Raw genomic sequence first — 19,016 nt, 5'->3', positions numbered from 1 at the left:
GGAAGGTTTATAGTTGTGCCATGAACCGTGCCTTTCTCCGCTCACTCGCCCGCTCGCTGCTCTGGCTGCTGGCCGTCACCTTGCCCTTGCAGGGCTTTGCGTCGGCCATGCGCAGCTGCTGCGCGGACGAGCTGACGGCAGCGGTCACCGTTGTGGCAGCGCAGGCGCCCCAGTGCCATGCTATGAACGAGGTGGGCGACATGGCCGACATGCAGATCGCGCACCAGCCGATGACAATGGCCATGGATGATGGCGGTGCCACGCAGCATGGCCACGATTGCAGCAACCATGGCGCCTGCACCGTGGGCGCCACGGCGCCGCCCGGCATACCCGCCTCGCACGCCTTGACCCTGCGCGCGCCACCACCGGCGCTGGCGCCCGATTCCCTGTTCGCCGGGCATATCCCGCCTGGTCCCGAACGTCCCCCGAGAAGCACGCACTCCGCCTGACCGCCCGTTGAACCTGGCGGTGCCGCCGTCGCACGTCCCTGCACGTTGCAGCGGCCGCGCCAGCGTTCCAGTCGCGCACCTGCCGCGCTATCCCCTGTCAATCAAGGAATACCATGAAACACCTGTTCAGCTTCGTGCTGGCTGTACTGCCGCAGGCCGCCGCAGCGCAGTCCCCGTCCGCCCCGCAAGAGGCGCAAGCATCCGTGCCCGCCACCACTTACCACTCCGCCTTCGCCGGCTACCGTCCCGCCGCCGAGGAAGACGCCACGCCCGATCAGGCCTGGCGCGCCGTCAACGAGAAAGTCGGCAAGGCCGGCGGCCACATGGGCATGATGAAGATGGAAGGCCATAAGATGCCGATGCAGCATGCCAAGCCCAAGCCGGAGGCGAAGCCGGCCGCCCAGCCGGCCCCGCAACATCAGCAACACCAGCATGAAGGACATTGACATGGCCCGCTTCACACAATCAACTTGCCTCACGCCGCTGGCGCTGGCAGCCGTCCTGCTGCTCAGTGGCTGCGCCAGTTTCAGCGAGGATGGCGGCATGCGGACGGTGTCCACGCTGGCCGACGTCCGCACGGGTGCCCCTGCGGCATTGACGGACAAGGGCGGCGAGGAAAAGCTGGCCTCCCTGCTGGCCCAGCCCCTGGACGCCGACAGTGCCGTGCGCATTGCCCTGATGAACAACCACGGCATGAAAGTGGCGCTGGCCCAGCTGGGCGCGTCCGAGGCGGACCTGGTGCAGGCGGGGCGCTTGCGCAACCCGGGACTGTCGTTCGGCCGCTCGCACGGTAGCCACGGCAATGAAATCGACCGCAGCGTCAGCTTCGACCTGGCGGGACTGCTGACCATGCCGATGCGCGTCAACATCGAGCGGGGCCGTTTCGAGCAAGCCAAGCTGCAGGCCGCCAGCAGCGCCGTGCAACTGGCGGCCGACACGCGCCGCGCCTACTTCAATGCCGTGGCTGCCGTGCAGACGGAAGCGTTCATGCAGCGGGCGCTGCTGTCTGCCGAGGCGGGTGCCGAACTGGCCACGCGCTTGCGGCAGGCGGGCAACTGGAGCCGCCTCGACCAGGCGCGCCAGCAAGTGTTTTACGCGGACGCCGTCGGCGACCTGGCCCGCGCCCGGCATCAGGCCACCGCCACGCGCGAGCACCTGACGCGCTTGCTGGGCCTGTGGGGCAAGCAGACGGCTTTCACTTTACCGTCGCGTTTGCCCGACTTGCCGGCCCAGGCGGCTGAGGCGGGCAATATCGAGGCGCAGGCGATGGAGCAGCGCCTCGACGTGCAAAGAGCGAAACTCGATGTGCATGCCACGGCCAGCGCGCTGGGCCTGTCTAAAGTGACGGGTTTCGTCAATGTGCTCGACGTGGGCTATACCAACAAGAGCAGCAGCGAGGCGCCGCGCGAAAACGGCTACGCAGTGTCCTTGGAGTTGCCCCTGTTCGACTGGGGTTCGGCGCGCAATGCGAAGGCGCAAGCCCTGTACGAGCAGTCGCTGCAGCGCACGGCGGGCACGGCGGTGCGGGCCCGCTCGGAAGTGCGCGAGGCGTATTCCAGCTACCGCACGGCCTACGACCTGGCGCGCCACTACCGCGATGAAGTCGTGCCGCTACGCAAGACGATTTCGCATGAAGTATTGCTGCGTTACAACGGCATGCTGGCCAGCGTGTTCGAGTTGCTGGCCGACGCGCGCGAGCAGGTCGCCAGCGTGAACAGCGCCATCGAGACCCAGCGCGATTTCTGGATCGCCCAAACGGCATTGCAATCGGCCATCAATGGCAGCGGCCCTGCCGACAAGGAATAATGATGATTACACGTAGAAACTTTTTCATGAATGCGGGCGCCGTCGCCCTCAGTGCCGCGGCCGTCAGCAGGGTCGGTGCGGCATCGTTGCCGGACGCCGTCAGCATGGCTGGCGCGGAAACGAAAGCGCCGCCACCGCCGCCGAACGGGCGGCCATACAATCCCGTCGTCACCCTGAATGGCTGGTCCTTGCCCTGGCGCATGAACAACAACGTCAAGGAATTCCACCTGGTGGCCGAACCCGTCGTGCGCGAGCTGGCACCCGGCATGCAGGCCAACCTGTGGGGCTACAACGGCCAGTCACCGGGGCCCACCATCGAAGTGGTGGAGGGCGACCGCGTGCGCATCTTTGTCACGAATAAATTGCCGGAACACACGAGCGTGCACTGGCATGGACAGCGCTTGCCCAACGGCATGGATGGCGTCACGGGCCTGACCCAGCCGGGCATTGCTCCCGGCAAGACTTTCGTGTACGAGTTTGTTGCCAAGCGGCCCGGCACCTTCATGTATCACCCGCATGCCGATGAAATGACGCAGATGGCCATGGGCATGATGGGTTTCTGGGTGACGCACCCGAAAGACCCGAACTTCATGAAGGTGGACCGCGATTTCGTCTTCCTGCTCAGCAACTACGATATCGATCCGGGCAGCTACACGCCGAAGATCATGACCATGACGGATTTTAATCTGTTCACGTTTAATAGCCGCGTCTTCCCCGGCATCGACCCCATGGTGGTGCGCCAGGGCGACAAGGTGCGCGTGCGCGTGGGTAATCTGACCATGACCAACCACCCGATTCACATGCATGGCCATGAATTCGAGGTGACGGGCACGGATGGCGGCTGGACCCGGCCCGAATCGCGCTGGCCCGAAGTGACGACGGACGTGGCCGTGGGGCAGATGCGCGCCGTGGAATTTACGGCCACCGACCTGGGCGACTGGGCTTTCCACTGCCACAAGTCGCACCACACGATGAATGCCATGGGGCATGACGTGCCCACCATGATCGGCGTCGACCACCAGGGCGTGGCGGCGAAGATCAACCAGCTCGTGCCCGGCTACATGGTGATGGGCGAGCGGGGCATGGCAGACATGGGCGAGATGCAGATGCCGATTCCCGACAACACCTTGCCGATGATGGCCGGCGACGGCCCGTTCGGCGCCATCGGCATGGGCGGCATGTTTACCACGGTAAAGGTGCGCAAGGAGCAGAAGCCGGGCGACTACCGCGATCCGGGCTGGTACAAGCACCCGGCCGGCACGCTGGCCTATGAATGGACGGGCGCCTTGCCGGAACCGGTGCGCAGCCAGGGTGCAGGCAAGGCGGCGTCGAAAGGCAGCGTCGAGATGACGGTGCGCAAGCCGCTCAGGCACGATCATTAATGTCTCAATGATATTATTATTTTTAAATCAATATTAAGGGCTTGCCTAGCACGGCAAGCCCTGGTGCTTGTTGTTATAGATCAAGCTATTGTCGTTTAGTGACAATGCGCGTATTTCTACCCCGCTATTTTCTTTATATTCAAGACATTCCGCTGCTTCTTCGAGCACTGGTGGCCGGACTATGGGGGAATCATGTTGAGTCAGATGAAGGTGGGCACGCGCCTGATCGCGGCGTTTTTTTGCGTGGCACTGATGGGGGCCAGCGTGGCCGGAATCGGCATCTTTAACATGGGCAAGATCGACGCCATGGCCGGGCAGATGTACCACAATGAGTTGCTGGGTCTGTCGCATATCAAGGAAGCCAATATTGCCTTGATCAAGGTGGGCCGTGCCCGTAGTAATTTCTTGCTGGCCACTACCGCCGAGGAGCGCGCCACGCGCCAGGCCGACATCGTCAAATTCCTCGAATTAAATAAAAGCCACCTGGCCAAGGCCCAGCCGCTGTTCGTCACGCTGGCCGCCAAGGAATTGTTTGCCCGCTTTGCCGCCGTCCAAGCGGACTATATTGTCACCATGCAGCAGGCGCTGGCGCTGGCCTCGGCCGAGCCGCTGGCCCAGCGCAGCGCGCAACTGGTCGAACTGCTCAACAAGACGCGTCAGCATGCGGACGAACTCGACGGCGTGCTGGATAAATTGTCGCTGCAGAAGGAAGAGCGCGCCAAGGCGGCGGCCGAGCAGGCGTCCGGTGTGTATCAGGCCAGCCGCAGCTTCATGCTCGCGCTGGTGCTGGGCAGCATGGCGGCCGGCCTGGCGCTGGGCGTGCTGATCACGCGCGGACTGACGCGTCAGCTGGGCGGCGAACCGGCGTATGCCGTCAAGATCGCAGGCGCCATCGCCGAGGGCGACCTGACTGTCGATATCCGCACGGCCAGCCATGACAACGCCAGCCTGTTGTTTGCCATGAAAGCCATGCGCGACAAGCTGGTGGGCATCGTCAGCCAGGTGCGCTCGGGCACGGACACCATCCATACGGCCTCCAGTGAAATCGCCCAGGGCAATCTCGACCTGTCGTCGCGCACGGAAGAACAGGCCAGTTCGCTGGAAGAGACGGCATCCTCGATGGAGCAGCTGACCTCGGCCGTGCGGCAGAATGCGGACAATGCGCGCCAGGCCAATGCGCTGGCTGGCGCCGCCTCTGACGTGGCCGGCAAGGGCGGCGCGGCGGTGGGGCAGGTGGTGCAGACGATGGAATCGATCAATGCCTCCTCGCGCAAGATCGTCGACATCATCAGCGTCATCGACGGCATCGCCTTCCAGACCAACATCCTCGCCTTGAACGCGGCCGTGGAAGCGGCCAGGGCGGGCGAGGAGGGGCGCGGTTTCGCCGTCGTGGCGTCCGAGGTGCGCAACCTGGCCCAGCGCTCGGCCAGTGCCGCCAAGGAAATCAAGACCCTGATCGGCGCCTCCGTCGAGCAGGTGGAAATCGGCTCCAGGCTCGTGCATGACGCGGGCAAGACGATGGATGAAGTGGTCACCAGCGTGCGCCAGGTGGCCGACATCATGCAGGAAATCACGGCCGCCAGCGCCGAACAGAGCGCCGGCATCGAGCAAGTCAACCAGGCCGTGCTGCAAATGGACCAGGTGACGCAGCAGAACGCGGCCCTGGTGGAAGAAGCGGCGGCTGCCGCCGCATCGCTGCAAGACCAGGCGCAGATCCTGACGGACTTGGTGGGCGTGTTCCACCTGCATGCCCGGGCGCAACAGCTGCCCGTGGCGCCGGCCAGCAATGTCTCGCCGCTGCGCCGGCCCGTGCCCGCCGCCAGGCTTGGCGTGCGGCGCCTGGCCTGAACCCGGCAGGATCGGCGCAACACGCACACCTGGGCTTGGTGGTAGGCTGTCGCTATTGCGTATTGGCCACTTCCGGGTCTTCCATGTCTTCTCTCTGCTTGCCGTTGCTGTGTTTCTCCCTGCTGTCCCTGGCACCATTGGCGCAGGCGCAGGAGGGCGATCCCGTCCTGCCTTACCGGCCTTCCGTGGCCAGTCCCGCCCAGCTGCCCGTGCCGGGCCAGCTGGAATTTGAGGCCGGCGGCTTGCTGTCCAAAACGGACGATATGCGCCGCGCCAGCCTGCCCTATACGTTCAAACTGGCGTTTACGTCCGAATGGGGCGTGCTGCTCGAAGGCGAGGGCATCGTGCGCGCGCGCGATGACACGGGCCGGCGCGAGACGGGCGTGGGCGACACGAGCGTCGTGCTCAAGCGCGCCTTCTTGCTCGACAGCGCCACGGCGCTGGGCCTGGAACTGGGCTGGAAGTTGCCGACGGCCAAGGACAGCATCGGCAGCGGCAAGAGCGACGTGTCGCTGAACGGCATTTTCAGCCGCGACCTGGGCGCCGTGCACATGGACGCCAACCTGAACGCCACGCGCCTGGGCGCATCCGAGCCAGGCACGGGCCGGGTGCAAACGGGCTGGGCGGCCTCCTTTTCCACGCCCGTCAGCGCGCGCTGGGGTGCCACGGCGGAAGTGTCGGGCACGCGTTTGCGCGGCGCGCCGGCTACGGCGCAGCTCTTGCTGGCGGCCACTTACAGTCCCACGCCACGGCTGGCCATCGACATCGGCATGGCGCGCGGCTTGACGGCGGCGTCGCCGGACTGGTCGCTGTTCAGCGGGCTGGTCGTGCCTTTGGGCAAACTGTGGTGAGATGGTAACGCTGGTCCTTATGTGTCCTTGCGAACAAACAGCGTGGCGCACGAGGTCTACAATCGAGGCATAACTGATAAAAGGAGTGTCCCATGAAAACCCTGATTCTTGCCGCCGTCTTGCTGTCGGCCGCTACCGCCGCTGTTGCCCAGGTCTCCGTCACCATCGGCCAGCCCGGCTTTTACGGACGCATCGACATAGGCGACTATCCCGCGCCGCAATTGATCTACGCCCAGCCCGTCATCGTGCAGCGCCCGCAATATTATTCAGCCCGCCCCATCTACCTGCGCGTGCCGCCCGGCCATGCGAAAAACTGGTCCAAGCACTGCCGCAAGTATAATGCCTGTAACCAAGAGGTCTATTTTGTCCAAGATAGTTGGTATAACAACCAATATGCGCCCCGCTATCGCCAGCAGCATGGCGACCATGGCCGTCCCGATTACGGCGACCGCGGCCGTCATGACGACAAGCATGACAAGCACTATGACAAGCGCGATAAACATGATGACAAGCGCGACAAACATGATGACAAGCCGGGCCGAGGCAATGGCAATGGTCACGGCAATGGCAACGGGCATAGGGACTAAACAAATAAACAGGAGGATCTTTGCATAGTAAAATCGTCATCGTAGGTGGCGGCGCAGGCGGCCTGGAGCTGGCCTGCAAACTCAGCCGCAAGCTCGGCCCCGGCCAGGTGACCCTGGTCGACAGCCGCCTGTACCATATCTGGAAACCGTCGCTGCATGAGGTGGCGGCCGGCACCCTGGATATACACCAGGAGGGTCTGTCGTACCAGATGTTGGCGCATGACAATGGTTTTACCTATGTCTATGGCCCCCTGATCGCGCTCGACGCCGCGTCGAACAGCCTCACCGTGGGCGCCATCGCCACCGACAAGCATGAGCAGCTCTTGCCGCAGCGCACGGTCCACTATGATCAGCTGGTGCTAGCCGTGGGCAGCACCTCGAATTACTTCGGCGTGCCCGGTGCCAAGGAAAACACGATTTCCCTGAATGCCACGGAAGACGCCGAGCGTTTCCGTCTGACCCTGCTGAAACTGCTGGCCATGGCCGAGCAGCGCCAGGGTGACGCGGGCCATCCCGGTGTCGATATCGTCATCATCGGCGGCGGCGCCACGGGCGTGGAGCTGGCGGCCGAATTACGCGAAGCGAGCGGCGTGTATGCCGCGTATGGTTTCCAGAATCTCAACGCCATCAAGGATGTGCGCATCACCCTGCTCGAAGGGGCGCCGCGCATCCTGGCACCGTTGCCCGAGCGCGTCTCCATCGCCGCCTTGAAACTGCTGCATCAACATGGCATCAGCGTGGTGACCGATACGCGCGTCACCACGATCGAAGCCGACAAGGTGACGGTGGCCAGCGGCACCAGCTATGCGGCCGACATCTGCGTGTGGGCCGCCGGTATCCGCGCGCCGGAATTCCTGGCCACTTTGGGCTTGCCGACCAACCGCGCCGGACAGCTGGAAGTGACGGGCATGCTCAATGTGCAGGGTCATGCGAATATCTTCGCGCTCGGCGATTGCGCCGCCTGTATGGGACCGGACGGCAAACTGGTGCCGCCACGCGCCCAGGCAGCCCACCAGCAAGCCGATTACCTGCTGAAAACCTTTTTGCTGCAAGCCAAGGGCAAGCCGCCGCACACCAAGCCGTACGAGTACCTCGACTACGGTTCGCTCGTGTCGTTCGGCCGCACCACCTCGGTGGGCACCCTGATGGGTTCGCTGAAGGGCCTGAGCTGGTTCGTCGAAGGCTTTGTGGCGCGCATGATGTATGTCAGCCTGCACCTGATGCACCACAACGCCGTGCTGGGCAGCGTGCGCACGGCCGTCATGGCCATGGGGCGTTTCCTGATCAAGCGCAGCTCGCCGCAGGTGAAGCTGCATTAATTGAGTGGGTGTCAGAGCAGAAAGGGGCCTTGCGGCCCCTTTTTATTTGCTGCGCGTAATCGGCGCCGCTTCGCAGCGGCCCCGCGTCATGGGGAAGGCGATGGTGGTGAGCTTGCCTTTCAAAGTGCCGGTGATGCTGGCGTGCACGACGCGCTCGCTGTCGTGGCGGTAGAGGATGCGGCTCGGAAAGTCATTGTCCAGATTGGCGAAGATGAATTCATTCGGCTTGTCCTGGCGTAGCAGATTGAAGATCACGGGCGGCTGGCCCGACGGTTGCACGATGTAGGCCAGTTGACCCGGTTCCGTCAGGCGGATTTGCACGAATTCAAAGGCTGTTGTCTTGCCGCCCTTGACGGTGCGGCTGGTGCCCAGGATGGTGCCGCCGGCGGCCGTGCTCCATTGCTCCCCGGAGCCGGGTTCGGCGCCGTCGACATTCCAGCAGCCGGCCAGCCAGGCCAGCTTGTCCACGGTTTCCGGCGGCGCCACGGTTTTGTCGGCGGCCTGGGCGCTGCCCAGGGTCAGCAGTGCTGCCAGCAGGGTGGGGATCAGTCTTTGCATTCGGTCTCCTGTCGTCGAAGCGTTCAGCGTATGAGGGCGCCTGGCAAGGACTATTCTTTCGGATTAATGCGCGGCAAGACGACGGTCAGCGCCGTGCCGCCTTGCGGATTGGCGGCCAGGCTCAGGTTGCCGCCCAGGTAATGCACGCGTTCGCGCACGGAGCGCAGGCCGTGCTTGCTCATTTCGACGGGTTCGCTGACCGGCAGCCCCACGCCGTTATCCTTGACCGTCATCATCAGTGCTTCGTCGTTGTCGTCGATGATGATGTCCACTTCTGTGGCGTTGGCGTGCGTGGCGATGTTGCTGAGCGCTTCTTCCAGGGTACGCAGCAGGGCCACGCCCACGTTGCGCGGGCAAATCAGCTCATCCTCGGGCAGGCTGCAGCGCACGGTAATTTTGTGCTGGTCGGCAAATTGTGCGGCCAGTTCGCCCAGCGCGACATTGACGCCGAGAAACTCCAGCTTGTCGTTCCACAGCTTCATCTGCATTTGCCGGTTGGTTTCAATCACATTCAACAGCAATTGCTTCATGGTCGCCGCACGGTCGAGCAAGGCCGCTTCCTGCGGCATTTTTTGCGTCAGCAGCGACAGGTGCATGGTCAGCGCCGTCAGCGAGGAACCGAGGCTGTCGTGCAGCTGGCGCGACAGGGCGCGCCGTTCATTGTCCCAGCTGGTGTTGACATGGCCGAGCAACTCGCTGAGATCGGCGGCGCGTTCCGCATCGGCCTGGGCCGCTTCCTTGTTCGGATCTGTTTGTGCGGACATAGCGCCCCGTGAATGGTGAAAGGTGGACCAAATTCAAGTGGTGGATCATACATGAGGATTTCATCGCAAGGCGCATGGATGGAAAATTTCTGTCTTTTCGACAATTTTAATCTCCGCCCATTATTTTTATATCGTAGGCAAGATTATCGTTTGCGCCAGGGGTGCCGTTCCCGCCGTTGCGTACGGCTGCGCACATACCGGGGCGCCGCGCGCTGCCATAGTGGGGGCATGCATTCTCCCCATGCAGCATAGCCGCTCCGCGGCGCAGGGCGCAGCACCGGCCCGTTTACCGAAACGAAAGGACATGCCATGAATATCGAAACCATCGTCGACAAGGAATACCTCGACAAAAGCTTCCGCGACATCGTCAACGCCCCCATCAGCGCCCTGCGCGGCGTCAGCGCCAAGGATGCCAAGGCCTTGCAGCAAGCGTTCGGCGTGACCACCGTGCGCGAACTGTCCAACCTCAATTTCGTCAAATGGGCCAGTGCGCTGGCCATCCTGGCCGATGAAGAGGGCATGAGCGGCGAAGAACGGGCCAAGGAAGAATTGCTCGACGATGCCGTCGAAATGACATTCCCCGCCAGCGACCCGATTTCCGTCGATGCCGGCATCACGCGCATCGAAGTGGCGCCGGACACCGTGAATGCACAAACAGACCACCAGCATGCGGGTCAGCATGAAGTGACGGCTGGCAAGAAATAACGCCTGCCAGGCAGAAAAAAACCGGCAGGCCGATGATGGCCAGCCGGTTTTTTTATGTGCCGCGCGGAATTAATTTCAGGCGATCGAGGCGACGCTGCTTTTCTGCATGTTGACCTGCGACGCGATCACTTCGTGGGGCGAGCAGCAAAAGCGGTTCTTGCCGGCGCGCTTGGCTTCATACAGGGCCGTGTCGGCCGCGCCCAGCAGGGATTCGACGGTGCTGGCGTCGTCCGGGTAGATGGCGATGCCGATGCTGGTCGACAGGCGCAAGGTCAGGTCGTTGATGAAATACGGCTCCGAAATGACTTCGATCAGCTTGGCGGCCGGTTCGCGCGCATCGCCCTTGCCGGCCAGGTTGCCCAGCACGATGACGAATTCGTCGCCACCGATGCGCGCTACCGTGTCTTCCTTGCGCGACGCGCCCACCAGGCGGGCTGCCACCATTTTCAGGATCTCGTCGCCATAGCCGTGGCCGTAACTGTCGTTGATGGTCTTGAAACCGTCCAGGTCCAGATACAGGATGGCCGACTTGCCGCGGCTGCGGGCCGATTGCTGCAAGGTGTGTTCGATGCGGTCTTCCAGCAGGCGCCGGTTCGGCAAGCCCGTCAGCGGGTCGTGCAGCGCCAGTTCCTGCTGCTGCTTGCTGTATTGCGCCAGTTCCTTGTACAGCAGGCGCACTTCCAGCATGTTGTGGATGCGCTTGTGCACTTCCATCAGGTCGAACGGTTTGCTGATGAAGTCGCGCGCCCCCGCTTCCAGGGCGGCGATCTTGAAACTCGGCTGTGCCGTCAGGGCCAGCACGGGCAGGTAGCCGCCATGCTCGATTTCCTTCAAGCCTTTCATGACCTGGAAACCATTCAGTTCTGGCATTTGCAGATCCAGCAAGATCAGGTCGTAGCAATGCTCCCGGTGCAGGGGGCAGACCTGGGCTGGACGCATGGTGGCCGTGACATTGGTATAGCCGGCATCGCGCAGGATTTCCAGCATCAGGTCGACATTGTCGGGCGAATCGTCAACGACCAAAATTTTGGCTTTCAAAATCTCATCTTGGCTGGGCATGTAGGGTCTCGGTTAATACGGTCTATGCAACGCTGGCTTCTACCGCTGATGATCGGCTGACGGCGGTGGGAAGGATAGTAGCGCCTTGCAACAAGATACGGCGCACAACAGCGCTTGAACTCGCTTCTGCCACTGATGGCAGCCAAGGCTGCCTGTCTCCTGCCTGCCGTGCAGGTGGTGCTTCTGCATTTCAGTGTAGCAAACTTCAGCTTAGTTGCTTGTAGGACAGTGCCGCGTCTGGAAGTAGGAAGGCCAACCCACGAAAATAGTCATTTTGTTCTGCACTATGTATTTCTTTGCATTATCTTTTTAAGGGGGCGTGACGTGCGCCGTAGCCAGTTGCGCCACGGCCGCCACCAATTCGGCCGGGTCCAGCGGTTTCGAGACCCAGGCCTGGAAGCCGTTGGCCAGCGCCCGCTGGCGATCCTGCGGTTGCGCGAATGCCGTCAGCGCCAGCGCGGGCAGGCGGGCGGCGTCAGGGGGAGCGTGCGCGCGGATGTGCGCCAGCAAGTCGAAACCGTCGGCATCGGGCATGCCGATGTCGCTGACCAGTACGTGCGGGCGCACCTGCTCCAGCAGTTGCAGCGCTTGCGCCACGCTGCCGGCGACATGCACTTCGGCGTGGTGATCGCGCAGGATGCGTTCCGTCAATTCGCGCGCATCGGCTTCGTCATCGACCAGCAGCACCCTGACGCCGCGCAAGTCAGGGCTGGCGGACGGGGCATCGCCCGCCTGGCGCGCGGCGGCGGTGGGCGTACCCAGGGGCAGGCGCACGGTAAAGCTGGCGCCCTGCATGTCGCCGGCGCTGCTGGCCGTGACCGTGCCGCCATGCTGTTCCACCAGGTGCTTGACGATCGCCAGTCCCAGCCCCAGGCCGCCGTGCCGGCGCGTGGTGGAGGCGTCTGCCTGGCGGAAGCGGTCAAATACGTGGGGCAGGAAGTCTTTCTTGATGCCTACGCCGTTGTCGGCCACCGTGATGGCCAGGCGGCTCGCCTCGTGGCGCACGCCGATATCGACCCGTCCCCCTTGCGGTGTGAACTTCAGGGCATTCGACAGCAGGTTCCAGATCACTTGCTGGATACGGCCGGGATCGCCCATGAATGTGACCGCATCGCTGGCGATGCTGCTGTGGATGGCGATGTGCTTGGCGTCGGCTGCCGGGCGCAGGGTTTCGATGGCCGAGGCGATGACGCTGGCGGGCGCAAGGGGCTGCAGGTCGAGCAGCACCTTGTCGGAGGTGATGCGGTTCATGTCGAGCAAGTCTTCGATCAGTTGCGCCTGTGCGCGCGCATTGCGTTCGATGCTTTGCAAGCCACGGTGCAGGTCGGCCTGGTCGCGCGTGCCGCGCCGCAGCACCTGGGCCCAGCCCAGGATGGCCGACAGCGGCGTGCGCAGTTCATGCGACAGGGTGGCGAGAAAATCATCTTTCAGCCGATTCGTGCGCTCGGCCTCGGCGCGCGCCTCGCGTTCGCTGTCGAGCAGCACCTTGCGCTCGTCGGCGGCGCGCGTGGCGGCCGCGTACAGGCGCGTATTGTCGAGCGCGACGGCGGCCTGTGCCGCGATGGCCGAGACGATGCGTTCGCTGCGCGCGCTGAACATGCCCGCCTGTGGATGACCGAGCAGCAAGCGGCCCAGCAACAGGCCCGAGCGCGAGCTGACGGGCAGGCTCAGGCAACTGCGCAACGGCGGCGCGTCATCGGGCCTGGCGTCGGGTGCGGCCAGCAAGTCGTTCTGGCGCATGGCCGGTCCCTGCCGCAGTTCCGCGGCGATGGTGTCGGCCTGACGCAGGCTGATGCCGTTGACGGCGCGCGGCGCCGGCAGGGCGCCGGGGTGGTCGTGGACATCACCCGCCTCGTCATAATAAAAGGCGCCGAAGCGCGCGCCGCTGATGCGCGTGGCCGCATCGACGGTTTCCTGCAGCAGGGCAGGCAAGTCGAGGGTGCTGGCCAGGGCCGCGCCCGTGTTGTTGAGCAATTCCAGTACGCGCGTCTCGTCGCGCAAGGCTTCCTGCGCGCGCTTGACCTGGTCAACGTCGGTGCTCGTGCCAAACCAGCGCAGCAGTTGGCCGCCCCGGTCGCGCACGGGATTGGCGCGCGTCAGGAACCAGCGGTACTGGCCGTCGGCGCCGCGGATGGGGAACTCCATTTCGAAGGGCGTGCCATCGCGCAAGGCAGCTTTCCAGCCTTGCAGCATGGGCGGCAAGTGCTGCGCGTCATAGGCGATGCTCCAGCCCTCGCCCGCCATCTGTTCGGCGCTGGTGCCCGTGTAGTCGTGCCAGCGCTGGTTGTACCAGGCGATGGTGCCGTCGAAGCTGGCGATCCAGGCCAGTTGCGGGATGGAATTGGCCAGCGCGCGCAAGTCTTCTTCGCTGTGGCGCAAGCTTTCCTCGGCCGCCTTGCGCTCACTGATGTCCTGGATATACGTGCTCAAGCCTTCGCTGGACGGAAAGATGCGCACTTCCAGCCAGCGCCCCAGCGGCCGATACAGCAGCTCGAAACTGCAGCTGTGCTGCTGCGCCATGCTGCGCCGGTACTGCACTTCCAGTTCCGTGCCCGGCAAGTGGGGGCAGGCTTGCCACAGGCTGTTGCCCGCCAGCTGGCTGCCGGGCGGACGCTGCGGTGCGAGCATGTCGGCGCCGCGCGTATTGATGTAGCGGATGGTCCAGTCGTGGTTGAGCAGGCAGAAGCCGTCGGTAATACTCTCCAGTAAGTTGGCCAGGCGCTCGTCTGACAGGCTCAGCGGCGCTGATGGAGGGAGCAGATCTTGCTTGCGGTCATGCTTAGCCATCGGAAATCCTGCAACGGTGAGTCTGCCGCACAGGCTGTTGCCCCGCCTGGCCGCCATCGCCAAGCTCAGTGAGTGGGGCATGATGGAACTGCCTGCCGTCATGCAAGAGAGGAGGCACAAGCGCCCCTGTCTGGCTGGTATTGTAGCTCCAAGCGGCGCGCCGCCACCGCACGCTTGCGTGCCGCCTGCAGATAGCACTGGACAGGCGGGAAGGCAGTCCCTATAATCCCGCTTCTTTCGAGGTAGCAACTTCTCGATGCGCTGGATGCCACTGTGAAAGCTGTTGTGTCCATCGATGCAAGGCGTGCGCTTTTCTGTAGTGAAAAGATGGCTGATGGTGCGGGGCGGTATTCTGCAAAATCAGCTAAGCGATTGAAAAATCGAACTTTTCAAAGCGAAATGAATACGCTATAATGTTTGCCTGCGCGGCTGTAGCTCAGCTGGATAGAGTACTTGGCTACGAACCAAGGGGTCGTGGGTTCAATTCCTGCCAGCCGCACCAGAATACTGAAAATCAGACTTTGCCTGGTTTTGTTGTAACAAGTTTCACCTCCATGTGGTTAATGGAATGTTGTAGAAGTTTTGCGGCTGTAGCTCAGCTGGATAGAGTACTTGGCTACGAACCAAGGGGTCGTGGGTTCAATTCCTGCCAGCCGCACCAGTATTACAAAAACGCAGTTCGCTGCGTTTTGATGAAAGTTTCAAGCTTCGCGCCGTCCGGCGAAGTGTGTCAGAGTTTGCGGCTGTAGCTCAGCTGGATAGAGTACTTGGCTACGAACCAAGGGGTCGTGGGTTCAATTCCTGCCAGCCGCACCAGTATCAGCAGTAGTGAAAAAACCCGGAAAGTTCGCTTTCCGGGTTTTTTTTCGTCCTCGCGGCAGGCAGACAGCGGTCATGCTGGCGGCCTGGGCAATTGTGAAATTTCCGCATGGCGCCCTTTGCCATTCTGCAAAGCCCTGCTATAATCTTGTCTTAGGCGGCTGTAGCTCAGCTGGATAGAGTACTTGGCTACGAACCAAGGGGTCGTGGGTTCAATTCCTGCCAGCCGCACCAGAATATCGGGGATCAGATTGTAAAATCTGATCCCCTTTTTCGTTGCCGAATGGTTTTACGCTGCGCCTGTGGCGCCGCGCCGGTATTGCAGGCGGAACGCGCGCGGAGTGACGTGCCTGGCGGCGCGAAACTGGCGGTTGAAATGCGCGAGGTTGCGGTAGCCCGCCTCTTGCGCGATGACGGCGATGGCGAGATTGCTCTCGATCAGCTGTTGGCAGGCGCGGCCGATGCGCAGCCGCGCCAGGTACTCGCCCGGCGTGCAATGCGCGTGGCGCTTGAAACAGCGGTGAAACGCGCCCAGCGACAGGGCCGCCCGCTGAGCCAGGCTTTCCAGCGCGATTTCTTCCCGGAAATGCGCTTGCATGAAATCAAACACACTCGCCATGCGCGTGTGCTGCCCATCGGGCAGCGGCGCCTGCGCCATCGAGGCCAGCGGCCGCGCGCCGCCATCACTGGCCAGTTCCAGCAGCACGTCGAGCAGCAGCGGCAAGCGCTGCGGTACGGGCAGGGCATGCAGTTGCAGCAGTTTATCTGCGCTGCGCACGCTCGCTGCCGGCGAAAAGTGCAAAGCAGGGCCGGCGCGGGCCGCCAGTTGCCGCAAGCTGTGCAACTCGGGAAAACAAGCCGCCAGCTGCTCCACCCATTCCAAGGAAAACCACACGACGACGGCCAGCATCGGCTGCGCGCCGTCGATGCGCTCGCTGGCCGACCAAGTGTGCGGCAAATTCGGCCCCAGCAGCACCAGGTCGCCCGGCTCGAAGTCGCCCAGGTGGTCGCCGATGTAGCGTTGTCCCCGGGCATTCACTGTCAGGGTCAGTTCGAACTGCGGGTGGTAATGCCAGATGAAGGGGATGGTGTCGAGTTCGCGCCACAGCAAGCCCCAGGAGTGGCCCGTCGGTATCGTGACTTGTTCGAATAAAGGCGTCATTGTGACGTTTGAAGCGTATGAATAGTCAGGATAGTATCAGTATTGGCCGCTCAGCGCGCATTTCATGGCGCCGTGCCATCGCACAATCTGTCTCACACCAATACAGGAGACAGCGATGCAAGACACATATCAATACGGCGAAGACCGTCCCGGCAACCCGTCCGTGGCCTACACGGAACAGACCCAGTTGCGCGACATCGAGAAACAGCTGCCCCTGCGCGTGCTGTCCGACAGCGACTTTTTGCACTGGCAAACCTACGGTTATGTCATCGTCAAGGATGCGGTGCCTACCGAACAGGTGCGGCGCACCACCGATTTCCTGTGGGAGTTTCAAGGACTGGACCAGCATGATCCTGCCACCTGGAACCGGGACCAGTTGCGCGACCATGCGATGAAGGAACTCAACGGTTCCGGCATGGTCGAGGCCTATCACCACCAGACCCTGTGGGATAACCGCCAGACCCAACGGGTATATGACGCCTTCGTCGACATCTGGGACCGTCAGGATTTGTGGGTGACCATCGACCGCGCCAACCTGAACACGCCGAACCATGGCAAGCGCAAGTTTGGCGGCTTCATCCACTGGGATGCCGACACCACGCTCGACCCGCTGCCCGTCAACGTGCAGGGCGTGCTGGCCCTGTCCGATACCTCGCCCGAGAGCGGCGGTTTTCAATGCTATCCGGAACTGTTCAACAACTTGCTGGCGTGGCGCAAGAGCGTGCCGCTTGACCGCAACCCGTGGCAGCCGGACCTGGCGACGGTGCCGTATCCGATGCAATTCATCGCCATGAAGAAGGGGGAACTGCTGATCTTCAACAGCCTGCTGGCGCACGGCATCCGCCCGAACACGTCCACGGAGCAGGTACGCCTGGCGCAATATATTTCCTTCACGCCCGCCCAGGAAGACAATCAGGCCTTGCGCGACTGGCGCGTGCAAAGCTGGCGCGAGCGCAGCGCGCCGCAGGGCTACGCCTTTCCCGGCGACCCCGAAGAAAAGGAAAAGCTGCGCTATCCGCAGGCGCGTTTGACTGCGCTGGGCGAGCGGATCCTCGGCGCGCGCGACTGGTAAGCCACGCGCTAAGCCACGCCCGGTCCGCAAGTCTTGCCTGCCGGATAGACAATTGCCGGTAAATGCACGATCATGGTTCGACTTGCCATCGACCGAGGAAACGCATGAGTATCATCACCTGCATCGAAGACTTGCGCGTGCTGGCCCAGAAACGGGTGCCGCGCATGTTTTACGACTACGCCGATTCCGGTTCCTGGACGGAATCGACGTACCGCGCCAACAACAGCGATTTCGCCAAAATCAAGTTCCGCCAGCGCGTGGCCGTCAACCTGGAAAACCGCAGCCTGGCCTCGACCATGGTCGGACAGGCGGTTTCCATGCCGGTGGCCCTGTCGCCCACGGGCTTGACGGGCATGCAGCATGCGGATGGCGAAATCCTCGCGGCCCAGGCCGCTGAAAAATTCGGCGTGCCGTTCACCCTGTCGACCATGAGCATTTGCTCGATCGAAGACGTGGCGGCGAACACGACAAAACCGTTCTGGTTCCAGCTGTACGTGATGAAGGACCGCGAATTCATCAACCGCCTGATCGACCGCGCCAAGGCGGCCAAGTGCGGCGCGCTGGTATTGACGCTCGACTTGCAGGTGCTGGGCCAGCGCCACAAGGACTTGCGCAACGGCCTGTCGGCGCCACCGAAATTGACGATTCCCAACATCATCAACATGGCCACCAAGCCGCGCTGGGTGGCGGGCATGCTGGGCACGAAGCGGCGCGGCTTCGGCAACATCGTCGGCCACGCCACGTCCGTGTCGGACATGTCGTCGCTGTCGGCCTGGACGCAGCAGCAGTTCGACCTGAGCCTGTCGTGGGCGGATGTGGAATGGATCAAGCAGCGCTGGGGCGGCAAACTCATCATCAAGGGCATCATGGACCCGGAAGACGCGCGCCTGGCCGTCAACAGTGGCGCCGACGCGCTGATCGTCTCGAACCACGGCGGGCGCCAGCTCGACGGCGCGCAATCGTCGATCGAAGCCTTGCCCGCCATCGTCGACGCCGTCGGCAGCCAGATCGAAGTGCACATGGATGGCGGCATCCGCTCGGGCCAGGACGTGATCAAGGCCGTGGCGCTGGGCGCCAAAGCCGTGTACATCGGCCGCCCGTTCCTGTACGGCCTGGGCGCCATGGGCGGCCCGGGCGTGACCAAGTGCCTGGACATCATCCGCAATGAACTCGACCTGACGATGGCTTTTTGCGGCTTGCGCGACTTGCAGCAGGTAGATAAGAAGATCCTGCTGCCGGGGACGTTTTAAGCCGTCACGCGCACGACGTGAAAACCTTCCGATGCGGCGGGGGGCACGAAGTGGCGCGTGATGGCGTCAAAATCGGCATCGCTGGTGGAGAACGGGTGCAGCCCGCTGGCATTGCGCTGGCGCAAGCGCGCCTTGCATTCTTCATCCGTCACGTCGAGGTAGTGCAGCACGTGCGGCACGCCAGCCTGCTGGAACAATTCGCGCATCCAGGCACGGCTGGCCGGTGTATTCGCAGGGAAATCGAGCACGACGGACGCGCCCGCCTGCAGCATCTGCAGGCACAAAGGGGCGATGGCTGCGCGTAGCCGCGCCGCGCAGGCCACATAGTCGGCCAGGTTGGCGATCTGGCCCGGATACAGCTGCGCCAGCAAGCTGTCTTCGCTGATGCGCACGGTCTGCGGCGTTTGCGCAAGCTGGCTGGTCAATGTGGATTTTCCGGAAGCGATCTTGCCGCACACGAGGTGCAGCGTGGGGGACACGGTGGTGCTGGAAGTAGGAAACATGGTCGCTCGCTCAGGTGGGAGAAACAAAGCCTGCGAGACGCCAGATGAAGCCAAGCCGCCTTGCAGGCGGCTTGGTCAATGTCATTCCTGCCTAG

General features: G+C 63.0%; 17 protein-coding genes and 4 tRNA genes. 15 read left to right on the top strand and 6 right to left on the bottom strand.

Annotated elements, in window-relative coordinates:
- Positions 1-20: 20 nt before the first annotated feature.
- The 8 genes from CNX70_RS19450 (at position 21) to CNX70_RS19415 (ending at position 8,242) form a co-directional block, all read left to right on the top strand.
- Positions 21-449 (top strand): hypothetical protein, encoded by a 429-nt coding sequence (locus CNX70_RS19450; protein WP_096236252.1) that lies wholly within the window; start codon positions 21-23, stop codon positions 447-449.
- Positions 450-562: 113 nt separating this feature from the next.
- A complete protein-coding gene (locus CNX70_RS19445; protein WP_096236250.1) occupies positions 563-895 on the top strand; it encodes a hypothetical protein in 333 nt (110 codons plus the stop codon).
- A 1-nt stretch (position 896) separates the two neighbouring features.
- The gene (locus tag CNX70_RS19440) at positions 897-2,255 is read left to right on the top strand and encodes a TolC family protein (protein ID WP_244198872.1); all 1,359 of its coding nucleotides are present in this window, start codon (positions 897-899) and stop codon (positions 2,253-2,255) included.
- A gap of 2 nt (positions 2,256-2,257) precedes the next feature.
- Positions 2,258-3,637, top strand: a complete 1,380-nt coding sequence (locus CNX70_RS19435) for a multicopper oxidase family protein (RefSeq protein ID WP_096236246.1) — start codon at positions 2,258-2,260, stop codon at positions 3,635-3,637.
- A gap of 192 nt (positions 3,638-3,829) precedes the next feature.
- Positions 3,830-5,485: a methyl-accepting chemotaxis protein gene (locus tag CNX70_RS29155; protein ID WP_157751169.1), complete on the top strand. Its 1,656-nt coding sequence runs from the start codon at positions 3,830-3,832 to the stop codon at positions 5,483-5,485.
- Positions 5,486-5,568: 83 nt separating this feature from the next.
- A complete protein-coding gene (locus CNX70_RS19425) occupies positions 5,569-6,336 on the top strand; it encodes a transporter (protein WP_244198871.1) in 768 nt (255 codons plus the stop codon).
- A gap of 92 nt (positions 6,337-6,428) precedes the next feature.
- Entirely contained in the window at positions 6,429-6,923 is a 495-nt protein-coding gene (locus tag CNX70_RS19420) for a hypothetical protein (protein ID WP_096236244.1), read from the top strand.
- 20 nt (positions 6,924-6,943) lie between these two features.
- On the top strand, positions 6,944-8,242 hold the full coding sequence (locus CNX70_RS19415; RefSeq protein ID WP_096236242.1) for an NAD(P)/FAD-dependent oxidoreductase: 1,299 nt from the start codon (positions 6,944-6,946) through the stop codon (positions 8,240-8,242).
- Positions 8,243-8,284: 42 nt separating this feature from the next.
- Here CNX70_RS19415 and CNX70_RS19410 read toward each other — a convergent pair whose 3' ends face one another.
- Positions 8,285-8,800 (bottom strand): DUF6265 family protein, encoded by a 516-nt coding sequence (locus CNX70_RS19410; RefSeq protein WP_096236240.1) that lies wholly within the window; start codon positions 8,798-8,800, stop codon positions 8,285-8,287.
- Positions 8,801-8,850: 50 nt separating this feature from the next.
- The gene (locus CNX70_RS19405) at positions 8,851-9,564 is read right to left on the bottom strand and encodes a sensor histidine kinase (protein ID WP_096236238.1); all 714 of its coding nucleotides are present in this window, start codon (positions 9,562-9,564) and stop codon (positions 8,851-8,853) included.
- Positions 9,565-9,873: 309 nt separating this feature from the next.
- Between CNX70_RS19405 and CNX70_RS19400 the strand changes: the two genes are divergently transcribed.
- Complete coding sequence (locus CNX70_RS19400; RefSeq protein WP_096236236.1) at positions 9,874-10,269, top strand: hypothetical protein; 396 nt, start codon at positions 9,874-9,876, stop codon at positions 10,267-10,269.
- Positions 10,270-10,344: 75 nt separating this feature from the next.
- Here the strand turns inward: CNX70_RS19400 and CNX70_RS19395 are convergent, their stop codons facing one another.
- Both CNX70_RS19395 and CNX70_RS19390 read right to left on the bottom strand, forming a co-directional pair.
- Positions 10,345-11,328 (bottom strand): GGDEF domain-containing response regulator, encoded by a 984-nt coding sequence (locus tag CNX70_RS19395; RefSeq protein ID WP_096236234.1) that lies wholly within the window; start codon positions 11,326-11,328, stop codon positions 10,345-10,347.
- Between the two features lie 309 nt (positions 11,329-11,637).
- Entirely contained in the window at positions 11,638-14,115 is a 2,478-nt protein-coding gene (locus CNX70_RS19390) for a hybrid sensor histidine kinase/response regulator (protein ID WP_096236232.1), read from the bottom strand.
- A gap of 425 nt (positions 14,116-14,540) precedes the next feature.
- Between CNX70_RS19390 and CNX70_RS19385 the strand changes: the two genes are divergently transcribed.
- From CNX70_RS19385 to CNX70_RS19370, 4 genes are all read left to right on the top strand, one after another.
- Positions 14,541-14,617, top strand: a tRNA-Arg gene (locus CNX70_RS19385).
- 82 nt (positions 14,618-14,699) lie between these two features.
- Positions 14,700-14,776: transfer RNA gene (locus CNX70_RS19380), tRNA-Arg, on the top strand.
- Between the two features lie 78 nt (positions 14,777-14,854).
- Positions 14,855-14,931: transfer RNA gene (locus CNX70_RS19375), tRNA-Arg, on the top strand.
- Between the two features lie 160 nt (positions 14,932-15,091).
- A tRNA-Arg gene (locus CNX70_RS19370) sits at positions 15,092-15,168 on the top strand.
- Between the two features lie 55 nt (positions 15,169-15,223).
- Here CNX70_RS19370 and CNX70_RS19365 read toward each other — a convergent pair.
- Entirely contained in the window at positions 15,224-16,096 is an 873-nt protein-coding gene (locus CNX70_RS19365) for a helix-turn-helix domain-containing protein (RefSeq protein WP_096236230.1), read from the bottom strand.
- Positions 16,097-16,211: 115 nt separating this feature from the next.
- Between CNX70_RS19365 and CNX70_RS19360 the strand changes: the two genes are divergently transcribed.
- Both CNX70_RS19360 and CNX70_RS19355 read left to right on the top strand, forming a co-directional pair.
- Entirely contained in the window at positions 16,212-17,168 is a 957-nt protein-coding gene (locus tag CNX70_RS19360) for a phytanoyl-CoA dioxygenase family protein (protein WP_096236228.1), read from the top strand.
- Positions 17,169-17,272: 104 nt separating this feature from the next.
- A complete protein-coding gene (locus tag CNX70_RS19355; RefSeq protein ID WP_096236226.1) occupies positions 17,273-18,418 on the top strand; it encodes an alpha-hydroxy acid oxidase in 1,146 nt (381 codons plus the stop codon).
- Here CNX70_RS19355 and CNX70_RS19350 read toward each other — a convergent pair.
- On the bottom strand, positions 18,415-18,921 hold the full coding sequence (locus tag CNX70_RS19350; protein WP_096236224.1) for a P-loop nucleotide/nucleoside kinase family protein: 507 nt from the start codon (positions 18,919-18,921) through the stop codon (positions 18,415-18,417). The two genes, CNX70_RS19355 and CNX70_RS19350, sit on opposite strands and share 4 nt — an antisense overlap.
- Positions 18,922-19,016: the final 95 nt, after the last annotated feature.

The organism is Janthinobacterium svalbardense (assembly GCF_002327145.1).
In the GTDB taxonomy this organism is placed as follows: domain Bacteria; phylum Pseudomonadota; class Gammaproteobacteria; order Burkholderiales; family Burkholderiaceae_D; genus Janthinobacterium; species Janthinobacterium tructae.
Note: the sequence above shows the minus strand (reverse complement) of the source record. Positions and strands in the feature narration are given on the sequence as shown.